The 12,614-nt window shown below is 72.5% G+C and carries 15 protein-coding genes; 3 read left to right on the forward strand and 12 right to left on the reverse strand.

Annotated elements, in window-relative coordinates; all coding sequences use genetic code 11:
* Window positions 1-70 precede the first annotated feature (70 nt).
* On the reverse strand, window positions 71-574 hold the full coding sequence (locus NH2_RS24930; protein WP_067659308.1) for a flavin reductase family protein: 504 nt from the start codon (window positions 572-574) through the stop codon (window positions 71-73).
* Between the two features lie 292 nt (window positions 575-866).
* Here NH2_RS24930 and NH2_RS24935 point away from each other — a divergent pair, with 292 nt between their 5' ends.
* On the forward strand, window positions 867-1,271 hold the full coding sequence (locus NH2_RS24935; protein WP_245650750.1) for a DUF3052 domain-containing protein: 405 nt from the start codon (window positions 867-869) through the stop codon (window positions 1,269-1,271).
* On the opposite strand, the gene NH2_RS24940 is transcribed toward NH2_RS24935, so the two are convergent.
* The 9 genes from NH2_RS24940 to NH2_RS24975 form a co-directional block, all read right to left on the reverse strand.
* Window positions 1,268-2,497 carry an NAD(P)-binding domain-containing protein gene (locus NH2_RS24940; RefSeq protein WP_067659312.1) on the reverse strand — a complete coding sequence of 410 codons (1,230 nt, stop codon included), beginning with the start codon at window positions 2,495-2,497 and terminating at the stop codon, window positions 1,268-1,270. The two genes, NH2_RS24935 and NH2_RS24940, sit on opposite strands and share 4 nt — an antisense overlap.
* Window positions 2,497-3,063 (reverse strand): OsmC family protein, encoded by a 567-nt coding sequence (locus NH2_RS24945; protein WP_067659316.1) that lies wholly within the window; start codon window positions 3,061-3,063, stop codon window positions 2,497-2,499. The genes NH2_RS24940 and NH2_RS24945 overlap by 1 nt, the downstream gene beginning before the upstream one ends.
* A 26-nt stretch (window positions 3,064-3,089) precedes the next feature.
* Window positions 3,090-3,665, reverse strand: coding sequence for a CoA-binding protein (locus NH2_RS24950; protein WP_067659319.1), 576 nt, complete (start codon window positions 3,663-3,665; stop codon window positions 3,090-3,092).
* 296 nt (window positions 3,666-3,961) lie between these two features.
* Window positions 3,962-5,260, reverse strand: coding sequence for an O-acetylhomoserine aminocarboxypropyltransferase/cysteine synthase family protein (locus NH2_RS24955; RefSeq protein ID WP_067659322.1), 1,299 nt, complete (start codon window positions 5,258-5,260; stop codon window positions 3,962-3,964).
* Between the two features lie 44 nt (window positions 5,261-5,304).
* Window positions 5,305-5,463: a hypothetical protein gene (locus NH2_RS29040; protein WP_174552875.1), complete on the reverse strand. Its 159-nt coding sequence runs from the start codon at window positions 5,461-5,463 to the stop codon at window positions 5,305-5,307.
* Between the two features lie 143 nt (window positions 5,464-5,606).
* Window positions 5,607-6,152, reverse strand: coding sequence for an ANTAR domain-containing protein (locus NH2_RS24960; protein ID WP_157103956.1), 546 nt, complete (start codon window positions 6,150-6,152; stop codon window positions 5,607-5,609).
* 104 nt (window positions 6,153-6,256) lie between these two features.
* Complete coding sequence (locus NH2_RS24965; protein ID WP_067659328.1) at window positions 6,257-7,219, reverse strand: ABC transporter ATP-binding protein; 963 nt, start codon at window positions 7,217-7,219, stop codon at window positions 6,257-6,259.
* Window positions 7,219-8,040 (reverse strand): ABC transporter permease, encoded by an 822-nt coding sequence (locus NH2_RS24970; protein ID WP_067659331.1) that lies wholly within the window; start codon window positions 8,038-8,040, stop codon window positions 7,219-7,221. The genes NH2_RS24965 and NH2_RS24970 overlap by 1 nt, the downstream gene beginning before the upstream one ends.
* Window positions 8,033-8,863 carry an ABC transporter permease gene (locus NH2_RS24975; protein ID WP_067659333.1) on the reverse strand — a complete coding sequence of 277 codons (831 nt, stop codon included), beginning with the start codon at window positions 8,861-8,863 and terminating at the stop codon, window positions 8,033-8,035. The genes NH2_RS24970 and NH2_RS24975 overlap by 8 nt, the downstream gene beginning before the upstream one ends.
* Window positions 8,864-9,047: 184 nt before the next feature.
* On the opposite strand from NH2_RS24975, the gene NH2_RS24980 reads away from it, so the two are divergent.
* On the forward strand, window positions 9,048-9,677 hold the full coding sequence (locus tag NH2_RS24980) for a TetR/AcrR family transcriptional regulator (protein ID WP_067659335.1): 630 nt from the start codon (window positions 9,048-9,050) through the stop codon (window positions 9,675-9,677).
* A 113-nt stretch (window positions 9,678-9,790) separates the two neighbouring features.
* Here NH2_RS24980 and NH2_RS24985 read toward each other — a convergent pair whose 3' ends face one another.
* Complete coding sequence (locus NH2_RS24985) at window positions 9,791-11,170, reverse strand: ABC1 kinase family protein (RefSeq protein WP_067659625.1); 1,380 nt, start codon at window positions 11,168-11,170, stop codon at window positions 9,791-9,793.
* Window positions 11,171-11,436: 266 nt separating this feature from the next.
* On the opposite strand from NH2_RS24985, the gene NH2_RS24990 reads away from it, so the two are divergent.
* Window positions 11,437-12,252: a SigB/SigF/SigG family RNA polymerase sigma factor gene (locus NH2_RS24990; RefSeq protein ID WP_067659338.1), complete on the forward strand. Its 816-nt coding sequence runs from the start codon at window positions 11,437-11,439 to the stop codon at window positions 12,250-12,252.
* A 97-nt stretch (window positions 12,253-12,349) separates the two neighbouring features.
* Here NH2_RS24990 and NH2_RS24995 read toward each other — a convergent pair whose 3' ends face one another.
* Window positions 12,350-12,610 (reverse strand): hypothetical protein, encoded by a 261-nt coding sequence (locus tag NH2_RS24995; protein ID WP_067659341.1) that lies wholly within the window; start codon window positions 12,608-12,610, stop codon window positions 12,350-12,352.
* Between the last annotated feature and the right edge of the window lie 4 nt (window positions 12,611-12,614).

Consider the following 12,614-nt stretch of genomic DNA (forward strand, 5'->3'; position numbering starts at 1 on the left):
CGCCTCCATGCGGCCACGGGAGGGCGCCGAGTCGAACTGACGGCCGCGCCGGCCCGGCCGGACCCGAGCGCTATGCGGGCTCGCTCAGCAACTGCCGGAATCGGCTGCCGTGGAAGATGAGCGGCTCGGCGCCGTCCTCGGTGGCGATCCGCTCGATCCGCACCAGCGCCACCTCGTGGTCGCCCGCGGGCACGACCGTCTCCAGCGTGCCCTCGATCCAGGCGGCCGAGCCCTCGACGAAGACCGCGCCCTCCTCGCCCCGGTGCACCGAAACGCCCTGGAAGCGGTCGCCGGCGCGGGTGCCGAGGCTGCGGGCGGCCGCGCGCTGCCCGGTGCCGAGCAGGCTGAGCCCGAGCTTGCCGGAGCGCCGCAGCACCGGCCAGGTGGCCGAGCCGAGCTGGACGCAGAAGGAAACCAGCGGCGGATCCAGCGAGACCGGGACGAAACTGCTCACCGCCAAACCCGCCGGCACGCCGTCGATCTCGGCGCAGACCGCGACCACGCCGCTGGGGAAGGCGCCGAAGGCGCGGCGCAATCCGGCGGCGTCGGCCGGGGCACGGAACTGCTGCTGCATAGCCCCGAATCTAACATCTGATATATCAGTAGCCAACCCCGAACTCGAAATGGACAGCACGCGGGGCCGTACCGGACGCCGGCCGGTTCCGCTCCGGACCGGCACGCGCCGCGCTCGCCGAGGTGTTCGCGCCGCGCGTGATCCGTCCGCGGGGTCGCGGCGTACCGCCAAGGGCGGCAGCCGAACTGGCGTCTCGAAGGCGCCCGACACTCCGGCGGGACCGGAATCGAGCAGGTTCACCGATCGACGGTCTACGGTTCGGATCGACTCCGGAATGAAAGGAACCAATCACGTGGCGGAGGTTTCCACCAGCCCGGCGGACCGGCTCGGGTTCGCCGCCGGACAGGTCGTCCTGGAGATCGGGTACGACGAGGACGTCGACGACGCCCTGCGCGCCGCGATCGAGGCCAAGACCGGCTCCGAGCTGGTCGACGAAGACTACGAGGACGACGCCGACGCCGTCGTGCTCTGGTACCGCGACGACGATGGCGACCTCACCGACCTCCTGGTCGACGCCATCGGCTTCCTGGCGGGCGCCGGCACGCTGTGGTTGTTCACCCCCAAGACCGGGCGCGCCGGCTATGTCGAGCCGAGCGATATCGCGGATGCCGCGATGACCGCGGGGCTGGCTCGGACCAGCTCCGCGACGGTCGCGCCGGACTGGTCGGGCACCAGGCTGGTCAGCCCCAAGCGCTAGCAGGCCTCGATCGGCCGCGGGTGCGGGTCCGCGCCGCCCAGGTGCTCCGCGAGGTGCGCGGTGAGCTCGGCGGCATCGGCCCCCGAGCCGTCGATGTAGGTGGAGCGCCTGCGCCGCAGCACCGGCAGCCCGGTGACGTAGAGCCCGGGCCAGTCCACCACGCCGCCGTGGTGGCGCAGCCGCCCGCGCGGGTCGAAGGCAGGCACCTGCAGCCAGGAGTGGTCCGGCTTGATGCCGGTCGCCCACACCACCGAGCGGATCTCGCCGCTGGTCAGGTCGAGCAGCAGCGGCGAGTCCGGCACCCGGGTGGGGTCGGGGCGCTCCCCGGTGCCGCCCGCGTGCGCGTCGATGCCGTCCAGCAGGCGGTTGAGCTTGAGGTCGGCCAGCGTCACCACATTGCGCAGCGAGCCGGAGAACTGCGCCTTCCCGTCCCGGATCCCGGCCAGCTTGCCGACCAACCGGATGCCCTGCTCCTGCAGCGCGTTGAAGTCGACCGTGCGGTCGCCGCCGACCAGCTGGAAGGAGGCCAGGTTGCGGGCGCGCACGAGGTCGTCGATCCGGTCGAAGCGCTCGTCGAGCAGCCCGATCTCGTCCAGCCACCACAGGATGTCGCGGTCCCGGTAGCGCCGCGGCACCCGGACGTGCTCGCCGGTGGCGAGCGTGACCGGGCGGCCGGAGCGGTGGAGCTCCTCGGCGATCTGCACGCCGCCGGCCGCGCCGCCGACCACGAGCACCCCGCCGTCGGGCAGCTGCGCGGGGTTCCGGTAGTCGAGTGCGGCGAGCGATTCGATGCCGTCCGGCAACGCGGCGGCGAGCGCGGGCAGTGGCGAGACGGTGGCGCCTGCGGCCAGCACCACGCTGCGCGCCGACCAGTCGCCCCGGTCGGTGGCGACGGTGAAGCCGGCGTCGGTGGCGCGCACCGCGGTCACCGTCGTCTCGGTGCGCACCGGGGCGGCGGAGGCGGCGGCGTACTCGCTGACGAACTCCGCCACCGCGGCGGCCGTCAGGTAGCCGTCGGGGTCGTCGCCGTCGTAGGCGTGGCCGGGCAGCCGGGTCATCCAGTTGGGCGTGAGCAGACGCAGCGAATCCCAGCGCTGGGTGCGCCAGGAGTGCGCCACCCGGCCGCGCTCGAGGACCACGTGGTCGATCGAGCGGGCGGCCAGGTGGCGGCTGATCGCCAGGCCGTTGTGCCCGGCTCCGACCACGACGGTGGTCGTGGCCGGCATCAGGACGCGTTGACCTCGACCTCGACGTTGGTGGGGTTGGTCAGCGCGTCGTAGACCGCGGAGCGCTTCTGCGACTGCGCCACCAGCGCCTCGATATCGGCGGGCGAGGCGTCGGCGTCGATGTCGTAGGCGACGGCGATATTGGAGAAGCCGTTGCGCACCTCGGGGTCGGCGCCGAGAATGCCGTGCAGGTCGAAGTCGGCGCGCACGGTGGCGACCACCGAGTTCAGCTTGATCTGGCGCTGCTGCGCGACCGAGGCGATGCCTGCGGTCAGGCAGGAGCCCAGCGCCACCAGCACGTACTCGGCCGGGGTGATGCCGTTGTCCTCGGCCGCGAACTGCGGCGGGTGGTCGGCGTCGAAGGTGAACTTCTTGGTGTGCGCCTGCTCGCCGCCGAGGCCGTAGAAGGTCTCCACCTCGGTCCGGCTGTGCGTGCCGCGCACCCAGCTCACGGTCGAGCGCCACTCGAACCGGGCGATCTCCGGGGAGTCGGCCAGCGCGGCGCGGGCGCCGAGCAGGTGCTCGACATTCACGCCGTTGTCGACGGCGGGGGCGGTTCCGGTCATGGACGATACCTCCTGAATCGTGCGGACTAGCGAACGGTCTTGCGGGCGGTGATCTGGCCGGTGTCGAAGCCGAGCAGGTGCAGCCCGCCGTGGAAGCGGGCGTGCTCGATCTTCAGGCAGCGGTCCATCACGACGGTCAGGCCGCGGGACTCCGCGTCCCCGGCGGCCTCCTCGTTCCAGATGCCGAGCTGCACCCAGAGCACCGGGGCCGGGGTGAGCGCGGCGACCTCGTCGACCACGGACGGTATATCGCTCGCCTTCCGGAAAACGCAGACGACATCCGGGGTGTGCGGCAGGTCGGCGAGCGAGCCGAAGATCTCGTGGCCGAGCACGCTGCGCCCGGCCGCGTTCGGGTTGATGAAGTGCACCGTGTAATCGGTGGACTGCACCAGGTAGGTGCCGACGAAGTAGCTGGCCCGCGCCGGGTTCGTGGAGAAGCCGACCACCGCGACCGACTTCGCCCGGCGCAGAATCTTCAGCCGCTCCTTGGCCGACGGCCCCAGCCAGCCGCGCTCGCTGTGCAGTTGCCTGGCGCGTGGCGAATCCGCGGGCAGCGCGAGAGTCAGGCCGTTGACCAGGTGGGTCTCCACGTTCTGGCTCATGCTGTCTCCTCTCGGCACGAGCGAGGGCCCTGCGTGGTCACGCTCCGCTTCCGCCTCCGGGCCTGAGTCGCTCATGCTGTCTCCTCTCGGCACGAGCGAGGGCCCTGCGTGGTCACGCTCCGCTTCCGCCTCCGGGCCTGACTCGCTCATGCCGTCTCCTCTCGGCACGAGCGAGGGCCCTGCGTGGTCACGCTCCGCTTCCGCCTCCGGGCCTGACTCGCTCATGCCGTCTCCTCTCGGCACGAGCGAGGGCCCTGCGTGGTCACGCTCCGCTTCCGCCTCCGGGCCTGACTCGCTCATGCCGCAACCTCCTTCGACGCGGCATGCAGCGCCTGGTCCAGGTCGTGCAGGATGTCGTCCACATCCTCCAGCCCGACACTGATCCGGACCAGCCCCGGCGCGACCCCGGCTTCGACCAGCTGCTGCTCGGTGAGCTGCGCGTGCGTGGTCGAGGCGGGGTGGATCACCAGCGTCTTGGTGTCGCCGATATTGGCCAGATGGCTTGCCAGATCCAGCGATTCGATGAACGCCCGGCCCGCCTCCCTGCCCCCCTCGACGCCGAAGCCGAAGACGCTGCCCGGCCCGAGCGGCAGGTACTTGGCGGCGCGCTCGTGGTGCGGATGCGCGGGCAGCCCGGCCCAGTTCACGAAGTCGACGCGCGGGTCGGCATCCAGCCACTCGGCCACCGCGCGGGCATTGTCCACGTGGTTCTGCATGCGCAGCGGCAGCGTCTCCACCCCGAGCGCGAGCTGCCAGGCCGCCTGCGGGGCCAGCGCGGGCCCGATATCGCGCAGTTGCTCGGCGCGCAGCCGGGTCAGGAAGGCGTACTCGCCGAAGTTGCCGTTCCAGGTGAGCCCGCCGTAGTGCGGCACCACCTCGTCGAAGAGCGGGAAGCGCGGATTGTGCCAGTCGAACCGGCCGGACTCCACCACCACCCCGCCCAGCGTGGTGCCGTGCCCGCCGAGGAACTTGGTGGCCGAGTGGATCACGATGTCCGCGCCCCACTCCAGCGGCCGGTTCAGGTACGGGGTGGGAATGGTCGAGTCGACGACGAGCGGCACCCCGGCCGCGTGCGCCACGTCGGCCAGCCCCTCGATATCGGCGATGCCACCGGACGGGTTCGCCACCGTCTCGGCGAAGACCAGCGTGGTGCGGCCGGTGATGGCGGCGGCGTAGGCCGCCGGATCGTCCGAGGCGACGAAGGTGGTCTCGACGCCGAAGCGGCGCAGCGTGTTGTCCAGCTGGGTGAGGGTGCCGCCGTAGAGCTGCGCGCCCGCCACGATGTGGTCGCCCGCGCCCGCCAGCGCGGCGAAGGTGATGAACTCCGCGCCCATTCCGCTCGCGGTGGCGACGGCGCCGAGCCCGCCCTCCAGGCTGGCGATCCGCTCTTCGAAGCTGGCCACCGTCGGGTTCGCCAGCCGGGAGTAGACATTGCCGTACTTCTGCAGGGCGAACCGGGCGGCCGCGTCGGCGGTGTCGTCGAAGACGAACGCCGCCGACTGGTAGATCGGCAGCGCCCGCGAACCGCTCACCGCGTCCGGGATGTTCCCCGCGTGAATCGCCCTGGTCCGGAACCCGTATTCCCGATCAGCCATGTGCCACGATCCTGGAGCGGCCGTCGGCCCCCGCGGCGCTCTGCTCAGCCAAGCCGCACCGTCGACTCCGAGGCGAGCGCGCCCTTCCGGGCCACGTGCGCGGCCCAGGTCGTCCGCGCCTTCTCCGGGTTCTCCTCGATCGCCCGTACGAGAACGCCGACGGTCTCGATGTCGACATTGTCGAGGACGGTATCCGCGCTCATCGTCCACTCCCTCGGGTAGCCAGGCCGTTGCGGTCCTTCGCAGTCTCCCGAGGTTCGGGCGGGGTTTGAACCCATTGACGCAGGCTGAGCGAAACCTTGACGTGGCCGCGCCCGGTCGGTCCCGCCGCTCCGCGGTCGTGCGGCTACACCGGGCCGGTCCGATCGGGCCGTGGCGCCGCACCGAGCAGCAGATCGTCCAGGTAGCGGCGCAGCGGTACCCCGACCTCGAAGCCTGCGGTGGCGGCGGCGCAGAGCCGGCGCGCCACCTCGGTGACCGTGAGCCCGGTCTCGGCGGCCCGCCACGCCAGGATCTCGGCCGCCCGGCCCGCATCGATCCGGTAGATCAGCATGAGCATGCCCGCCGCCTGCTCGCGCACACCGCGCTCGCGGGCATAGGCGGGCAGCGCCTCGTCGACCGCCGCGCGCTGCTCGGCCGCGAGCACCGCGGTGAGATCGACGGTGAAGCCGTCGGCGCCGAGCACGGCGCCGTCGGCAGCGCGGACGGCATCGCCGACCACGACGACGGTGCGGTCGCCATCGGGCAGCCGCGGCCGCAGGCAGAAGCGGCGGCCGCTGCGCAGCGCGGCGGCCAGCGCGGGCCGGTCGTCGGGGTGCACGGCATCGGGGCTCGGGCAGCCGCCGGAGCGGGGGCCGAAGCGCAGGGCTCGGGGGGCATCGGGACGCGTCATGCGGCGGCTCGCCTTCGGCTCACCGCCGCCATCGGGGTGTTGGTCATCGTGTTTTCACTATCGGGCAGGGCACCGACATGTTGCGGTGTCGATGACCACAGTGCTCAGCGCGCGGAGCGGTAGAGCCGCCGCACCACGTCCTCGATCTCCGGCTCCTCGATGGTCAGGTCGCGCACCTCGGCGCGCGCGGATACCGCCGTGAGCAGCTGCGCGGCGGTGGTCCGCTCGGCGTCGAAGGCGAGCCGCTGGCGCATGCCGCCCGCCTCGCTGGCGAGCAGCGTTGCGTCCGGGATGCCGGTGAGGTCGGGGGCGGGCGCGGTGAGATCCACCACCAGCACCCGGCGCGCGCCGACCGTCGCGGCCAGCCCGGCGAGCGAGCCGTCGTAGGCCAGCGTGCCGTGGTCGACGACGAGCACCCGGTCGCAGAGCCGCTCGATATCGCCCATGTCGTGCGTGGTGAGCAGCAGCGTGGTGCCGCGCTCGGCCCGCTCGGCGCGCAGGAACTCGCGCAGCCGCTGCTTGGAGAGCACGTCGAGCCCGATGGTCGGCTCGTCCAGGATGATCAGCTCCGGCGAGTGCAGCAGCGCGGCCGCCACCTCCGCGCGCATCCGCTCGCCCAGCGAGAGCTGGCGCACCGGCGTCGCCAGCGTCTCCGCCATCTCCAGCTGCTCGACCAGCGCGTGCGTGCGCTTGCGCGCGGCGTCCGGGTCCAGCCGGTGCACCGCGGCCAGGATCGAGAAGGATTCGCGCAGCGGCAGATCCCACCAGAGCTGGGAGCGCTGCCCGAACACCACCCCGATCCGGCTCGCCAGCTGCCGCCTGCGCCGCACCGGCTCCAGCCCGCAGGTGCGCACCGTGCCGGAGGTCGGCACCAGGATGCCGGTGAGCATCTTGATGGTGGTCGACTTGCCCGCGCCGTTGGCGCCGATGTAGCCCACCGCGGCGCCGCGCTCCACCCGGAAGCTCATGGCGTCCACGGCGGTCAGCGTCTCGCGCCCGCGCAGCTTCCCGCGCCGCAGCACGAACTGCCTGGTCAGATCACGGGCCTCGATGATCGGCTCGTCCATCAGCCGCCGCCTCCCTGGTAGTGCCGAGTTCCGGTGCGCCACAGCGCGAGTCCGAGCAGCCAGGCCCAGAGCGCGGCCACCGGAGTCAGCCAGGCCAGCCAGGACGGCAGCAGCGGGGGGCCGGGCAGCCCGAGCAGCCCGAGGGTGGGCAGGTACGCGGTGAACGCCACCGGGATGGCGAAGCCGAAGAGCAGTTTCAGCCCGGTCGGGAAGATCGACGCGGGCAGCGTGGCGGCGTAGGAGCCGCCGTAGGTGAAGCTGTTGGTCAGCTCGGCGCCGTCGATCAGGAAGAACTGGCAGCCCGCGGCGGCGACGAAGAGCCCGGCGAACAGCGCGGTCCCCGAGACCACGGTGAGCAGCAGCAGCGCGACCGCGCCCGCCGACCAGTCGATGTCGTTGCGCGCCAGCCCGATCGCGAGCACGGTGAGCGCGACGCTCGCCCTGGCGAAGCGGCGCAGCGAGATATCGCTGGTGATCAGCTGCAGCAGCAGCGGCTGCGGGCGCAGGTGGTAGATGTCGAGCCGGCCGAGCCGGATCAGCGTCGGCAGCGTGTCCAGGTGCCCGAAGAGCACCTGGGAGAGCGCGAAGGCGGTATTGCTCAGCCCGAACAGCAGCAGCGCGGCATCGAGGTCGAGCCCGCCGAGCACCCGGACGGTGTGGAAGACCACCCATACCTCGGCGAACTCGGCCAGCCCCACCACCAGCGAGCCGAACAGCTCGCTGGCGAAGGAGAGCCGGTACGAGCGCTGCGCGCGCAGCCGCGAACTCAGTACCGTCACATACGGTCTGGTCCAGTGGCCCGCGGGGGCGAGGTCAGCCACCCTGCACCTCCAGCTTGCGCCTGCCCGCCCCGAGCAGCGCCTGCCCGAGCGCCGCCGTCACCAGCAGCCAGAACACCTGCACCCCCACCACCCCGAGCGCCGCGGCGCCGGTGACCCGGCCGGAGAGCACGTCGACCGGCGCCTGCAGCACCGAGGGGAACGGGGTGGCTGCGGCGATCGCGCCGAGCCAGCCGGGGAAGAGGTGCACCGGGACGAAGAGCCCGGCGAGGAACGAGCCGAGCACCTGGTGCAGCGTCCGGATGCCGCGCGTCTCCACCACCCAGAAGCCGGCGAGGGCGGCGCAGAACAGCGTCAGCGACGAAATGGCCGTGCCGAGCAGCACACTCGGCAGACCGAGCAGGTAGGCGACCGGGTCGTCCGGCAGGGCGAGCCCGCCGTAGACCAGTGCCCCGACCGCGAGGGTGGGCAGCCCGCGCGGCAGCAGGGTGCAGGTGGCCCGGCCCAGATCGCCGGCGACGGTGGCCAGCTGGAGGTCGACCGGGCGCAGGAAGTCGACCGCGATATCGCCGCTGCGCACCCGCTCCCCCAGCTCCACGCCGCTGTCGGAGAAGAGCACCGCGCCGAGCAGCGCCTGCGAAAGCCACACGTAGGCAGCGATACTGCCCGCGTCGTAGCCGCCGAACGAGCCCGCCGAGCCGATCGCCGCCAGCATGACCGCGCCGCGCAGCAGCCCGAACACGCTGTTGGTGAACATCCCGGCGAAGAGCGCCAGCTTGTACTGCCACTGCCTGCGGAACCCCGCCCCCGCGAGCCGCCAGTAGACCGCGGCCGCGCCGCGACCGGACAGCACGAACACCGGCATCGCCCCACCCCTCCCCCACCCGGACACGAAGAGGGCACATTACCCGCGCGGCCGGGCCGGGCCAAGGGATTTACCCGGCGACCGAACGCCCGTGGGCCGAACCGGCCAGAAAGACCGCGGCCGGCCGCGCGGCCGGTAAGGTGAGCGCCGCTCATTTTCGGGGCAGGCGCAGGCGGGAGACGTGATGCCGACGAAGACCACCGCACCGCGACGTCGGCCGACCCAGGATCGGGCCAAGGCCACCAGGGAGCACATCCTGGACACCGCCGCGCGGCTCTTCGGCGAGCGCGGCATCGCGGGGACGTCGACGAACCGGATCGCGGCCGAGGCCGGGGTCAGCATCGGCACCGTCTACCGGTACTTCGCCGACCGCTCGGTGCTGGTCGAGGAGTTGCTGGCGCGGCTGCTGGAATCGGTGGAGAAGCGGTTCACCCAGCGCATGTTCGACCTCTCCGGCAAGGACGCCCCCGATGTCTGGGTGGACATCCTCACCGTCGTCACCGACGAGCTGGTGGCCCATGCCGCGCTGGTCCGGGCCCTGGTGGCGGGGGTGCAGTTCTACAGCAGCGGCATCCCGGAGTTCGAGCCCCGGCTGCGGCTGCTGGTGAAGGTGCTGATCATCCAGCTGCTCGGCCCCGGCGACGATCACCGCTACGACGTCATGACCTTCGTGCTGATCAACACCGGTTTCGCCGCCGCGCTGCGCAGCTCGGCGGCGGAGGTGGACGGCACCGCCCGGCGCGAGGCGATCGAGATGACCGGCCGGATGATCGGCGCGTTCCTGGCCGCCGAGGGGGCGGGCACCGCGCACTGAGCGCAATAGTGAGCACTACCGCACTTCCGGCCGCGCACTCGAGCATCGCGACAGGTCGGGCGGGCGGAGGGAACTCTGGTACCTGCGCTCGGCGCTCGTGGTCTGCCCGGCGGTCACAGGCCGGCCGCGGCCGCCCGCCAGCGCGCGATCTCGGCCCCGATCTCGGTGCCGGGCGGCTCGTCGTAGAGCCACTCCCTGGCCAGCGTGTGCCAGTTGGCGGTGACCTCGAGCTGGCCGAGCAGCGCGAAGGTGAAGAGGTCGGCGCGCCGGGAGAAGACGTGCTCCGGGGGGAGCAGCTGGTGCCGCATGCCGCGGAACTCGGCCGCGCGCGGGTCGATGGCGAGCACCACCGCGCCGGTCGCCACCTCCGGGGTGATGGTGATCGGCTCGTCGACCAGGTGCCAGCCCGCCGCGGCCCACACGTACTCCAGGCACTCGGTCTCGGTGACCCCGGCCGCCGGGTCGATGATGCCGCGCCCGACCCAGGCGGCGTAGAGGTCGGCGGCGCGCTGCTCCCCGGCCGCGCGTAGGCAGCAGCGCTCGAAGTCCACGTGCACGGGGTCCATCCGGTCGTAGAGCCCGAAGTCGACGAAGGCCAGCCTGCCGTCGTTCGCCAGCAGCACATTGCCCGGGTGCGGGTCGCCGCAGAACTCGAAGTCCTGGAAGAGCGTGCTGATGTAGAAGCGGTAGATCAGCTCGCCGTACCGGTTCCGCTCGGCCGCGGGCAGCGTGCGCAGGTGCTCGAAGGAGTGGCCGTCGACGAGTTCGGTGACCAGCACCCGGGCGGTGCAGTACTCGAGCAGCGCGTCCGGCACGAAGACGTACGGGTGGCCCCGGTAGCGGGAGGCCACCCGGTGCTGGGTGCGCGCCTCGCGCGGGTAGTCGAGTTCGTTGCCGATGCTGCGGGCGACCTCGGCGAGCACGTCGCTGTCGGCGGCGCTCGGCAGCGCCGAGCGCCAGAGCGCGGAGAACACCTCGAGGTTGCGCAGGTCGGCCCGGATCGCGTCCTCGACCCCGGGGTACTGCACCTTCACCGCGACCGCGCGGCCGTCGAGCAGCCGGGCCCGGTACACCTGGCCGATCGAGGCCGCGGCGATCGGCTCCGCGTCGAACTCGGCGAAGACCAGCGCGAGCGGCCCCAGCTCCTCCTCCAGCACCTGCCGCATGCCGGCGAAGGGCACCGCGGGTACCCGGTCGCGCAGCTCGGCCAGCTTGGCCCGGAAGAGCTCGCGGTGCGACTCCGGCACCAGCTCCAGGTCGAGCACCGAGAGCATCTGGCCCAGCTTCATGGCCGCGCCCTTCATGCCGCCGAGCACCGTCACCAGCTGCTGCGCGGTAGCCAGCGCGGAGCGCTCGGCGAGCACCCGCTTCGCCTCCTCGGTGCGGCCGATCATGGCCAGCCGCACCCCGGCGCCGCGCACCGCCTGCCCGGCGGCCAGCCGGCCCAGCCTGCCGCCCCGGCCAAGCCGGGATCTCGGCACCCGATCGGCCACCGCGGTCACCTCCTCGTGTCCGCCGCCCGCACCGGGGCGTCCTGGCATTCTCGGCGGCCGGGCCGCGCTTGTCGACCGGCTGCCGACCGGAGCGGCCGTCCCGTCCCTATCCGTTGAGCGAAACACCGCGCACAGCACGATCCCGGAAGCGAAAACCGGGGTGCGGTGCCGGTTGACCACCCGGCCCGGCGGTAGCCGACGGGTTGTCGCCCTTCTCTGCTCGCGAGCCCGCCGAGCGGAGGCAACCGCCGGAAGCGAGGATCTCGATGACACTCGTCGCAGTTCACGACAGCACCACCGCGCGCCGCACGCAGCGGGGCACCGACAGCTACGACGGGATCGAGCCGCTGCTCGAGCGGCTCGCCGCCATGGCGGGCGACGATCCGGGCCGCCGCCCGCTGCGCGAGCAGATCCTGCGCCGCTGCCTGCCCCTGGCCGACCACATCGCGCGCCGCTTCACCGGCCGCGGCGAGACCTACGACGACCTGCACCAGAGCGCCTCGCTCGGGCTGGTCCTCGCGGTCGACCGCTACGACCCCGCGCGCGGCGCCAGCTTCCTCGCCTTCGCCGTGCCGACCATCATGGGCGAGGTGCGCAGGCACTTCCGCGACCACACCTGGGCCGTCCGGGTGCCGCGCCGGGTGAAGGAGACCCAGCTCGCCATCGGCCCCACCATCGAGCGGCTCTGCCAGCAGTACGGCCGGATGCCGACCGCCATCGAGATCGCCATGGCGATGGACATCGACCTGCTCGAGGTCACCCAGGCGCTGCTGGCCGGCAATGCCTACCGCACCAACTCGCTCGACGCCACCGCCGACGACGACGAGAACTCGGTCGCCGCGCAGGTCACCGAGACGCTCGGCGATATCGATCCCGCCTACGACATCACCGACGACGCGCTGGCCGTCGCGCCGCTGCTGCGCGACCTCTCCGAGCGCGACCGGCGCATCCTGCACCTGCGTTTCTTCGAGAACTACACGCAGTCGCAGATCGCAACCGAGCTGGGCGTCTCGCAGATGCACATCTCCCGGATCCTCGCCCGCACCCTGGCCACGCTGCGCGATCGCGCGCTGCGGGATTGATCAGGCGTCGGGGGCCGAACTCGCTCCCGGCGGTGCGCCCGGCCTCGGCACCGACCGGCCGAGCATCTCGCGGAGATCGAGGGCAACCGGAGCGCGCTCAGTTGAGCTGGGCCTGCGCCCGGCGCAGGTAGGCGGTGTCGCGGCGCTGCTCCTCGGTGTCCGCGTCGCGCAGGGTGCGGCGGCGGCTCTCGCAGGCCACCGCGCGCAGCAGGCTGTCGAGCTGGCGGTGCGTGCGGCCGTGCGGGCAGTGACCGTCCAGGTCGTGCCAGCGGTGCCAGGGGTGCTGCCACTGCATCGGCGCGACCACGTACTTGATCGGCAGGTCGCCGAGCGCGGGGCCGGGATGGGTGGGGTTCATCCCC

It is taken from the genome of Nocardia harenae NBRC 108248 (assembly GCF_001612885.1).
GTDB lineage: Bacteria > Actinomycetota > Actinomycetes > Mycobacteriales > Mycobacteriaceae > Nocardia > Nocardia harenae.

What these genes read in the sequence shown, in the direction of transcription:
- NH2_RS24930 (WP_067659308.1), bottom strand. Translation starts at nt 574, where the DNA reads ATGCAGCAGCAGTTCCGTGCCCCGGCCGACGCCGCCGGATTGCGCCGC.
- NH2_RS24940 (WP_067659312.1), bottom strand. Translation starts at nt 2,497, where the DNA reads ATGCCGGCCACGACCACCGTCGTGGTCGGAGCCGGGCACAACGGCCTG.
- NH2_RS24945 (WP_067659316.1), bottom strand. Translation starts at nt 3,063, where the DNA reads ATGACCGGAACCGCCCCCGCCGTCGACAACGGCGTGAATGTCGAGCAC.
- NH2_RS24950 (WP_067659319.1), bottom strand. Translation starts at nt 3,665, where the DNA reads ATGAGCCAGAACGTGGAGACCCACCTGGTCAACGGCCTGACTCTCGCG.
- NH2_RS24955 (WP_067659322.1), bottom strand. Translation starts at nt 5,260, where the DNA reads ATGGCTGATCGGGAATACGGGTTCCGGACCAGGGCGATTCACGCGGGG.
- NH2_RS29040 (WP_174552875.1), bottom strand. Translation starts at nt 5,463, where the DNA reads ATGAGCGCGGATACCGTCCTCGACAATGTCGACATCGAGACCGTCGGC.
- NH2_RS24960 (WP_157103956.1), bottom strand. Translation starts at nt 6,152, where the DNA reads ATGACGCGTCCCGATGCCCCCCGAGCCCTGCGCTTCGGCCCCCGCTCC.
- NH2_RS24965 (WP_067659328.1), bottom strand. Translation starts at nt 7,219, where the DNA reads ATGGACGAGCCGATCATCGAGGCCCGTGATCTGACCAGGCAGTTCGTG.
- NH2_RS24975 (WP_067659333.1), bottom strand. Translation starts at nt 8,863, where the DNA reads ATGCCGGTGTTCGTGCTGTCCGGTCGCGGCGCGGCCGCGGTCTACTGG.
- NH2_RS24980 (WP_067659335.1), top strand. Translation starts at nt 9,048, where the DNA reads ATGCCGACGAAGACCACCGCACCGCGACGTCGGCCGACCCAGGATCGG.
- NH2_RS24990 (WP_067659338.1), top strand. Translation starts at nt 11,437, where the DNA reads ATGACACTCGTCGCAGTTCACGACAGCACCACCGCGCGCCGCACGCAG.
- NH2_RS24995 (WP_067659341.1), bottom strand. Translation starts at nt 12,610, where the DNA reads ATGAACCCCACCCATCCCGGCCCCGCGCTCGGCGACCTGCCGATCAAG.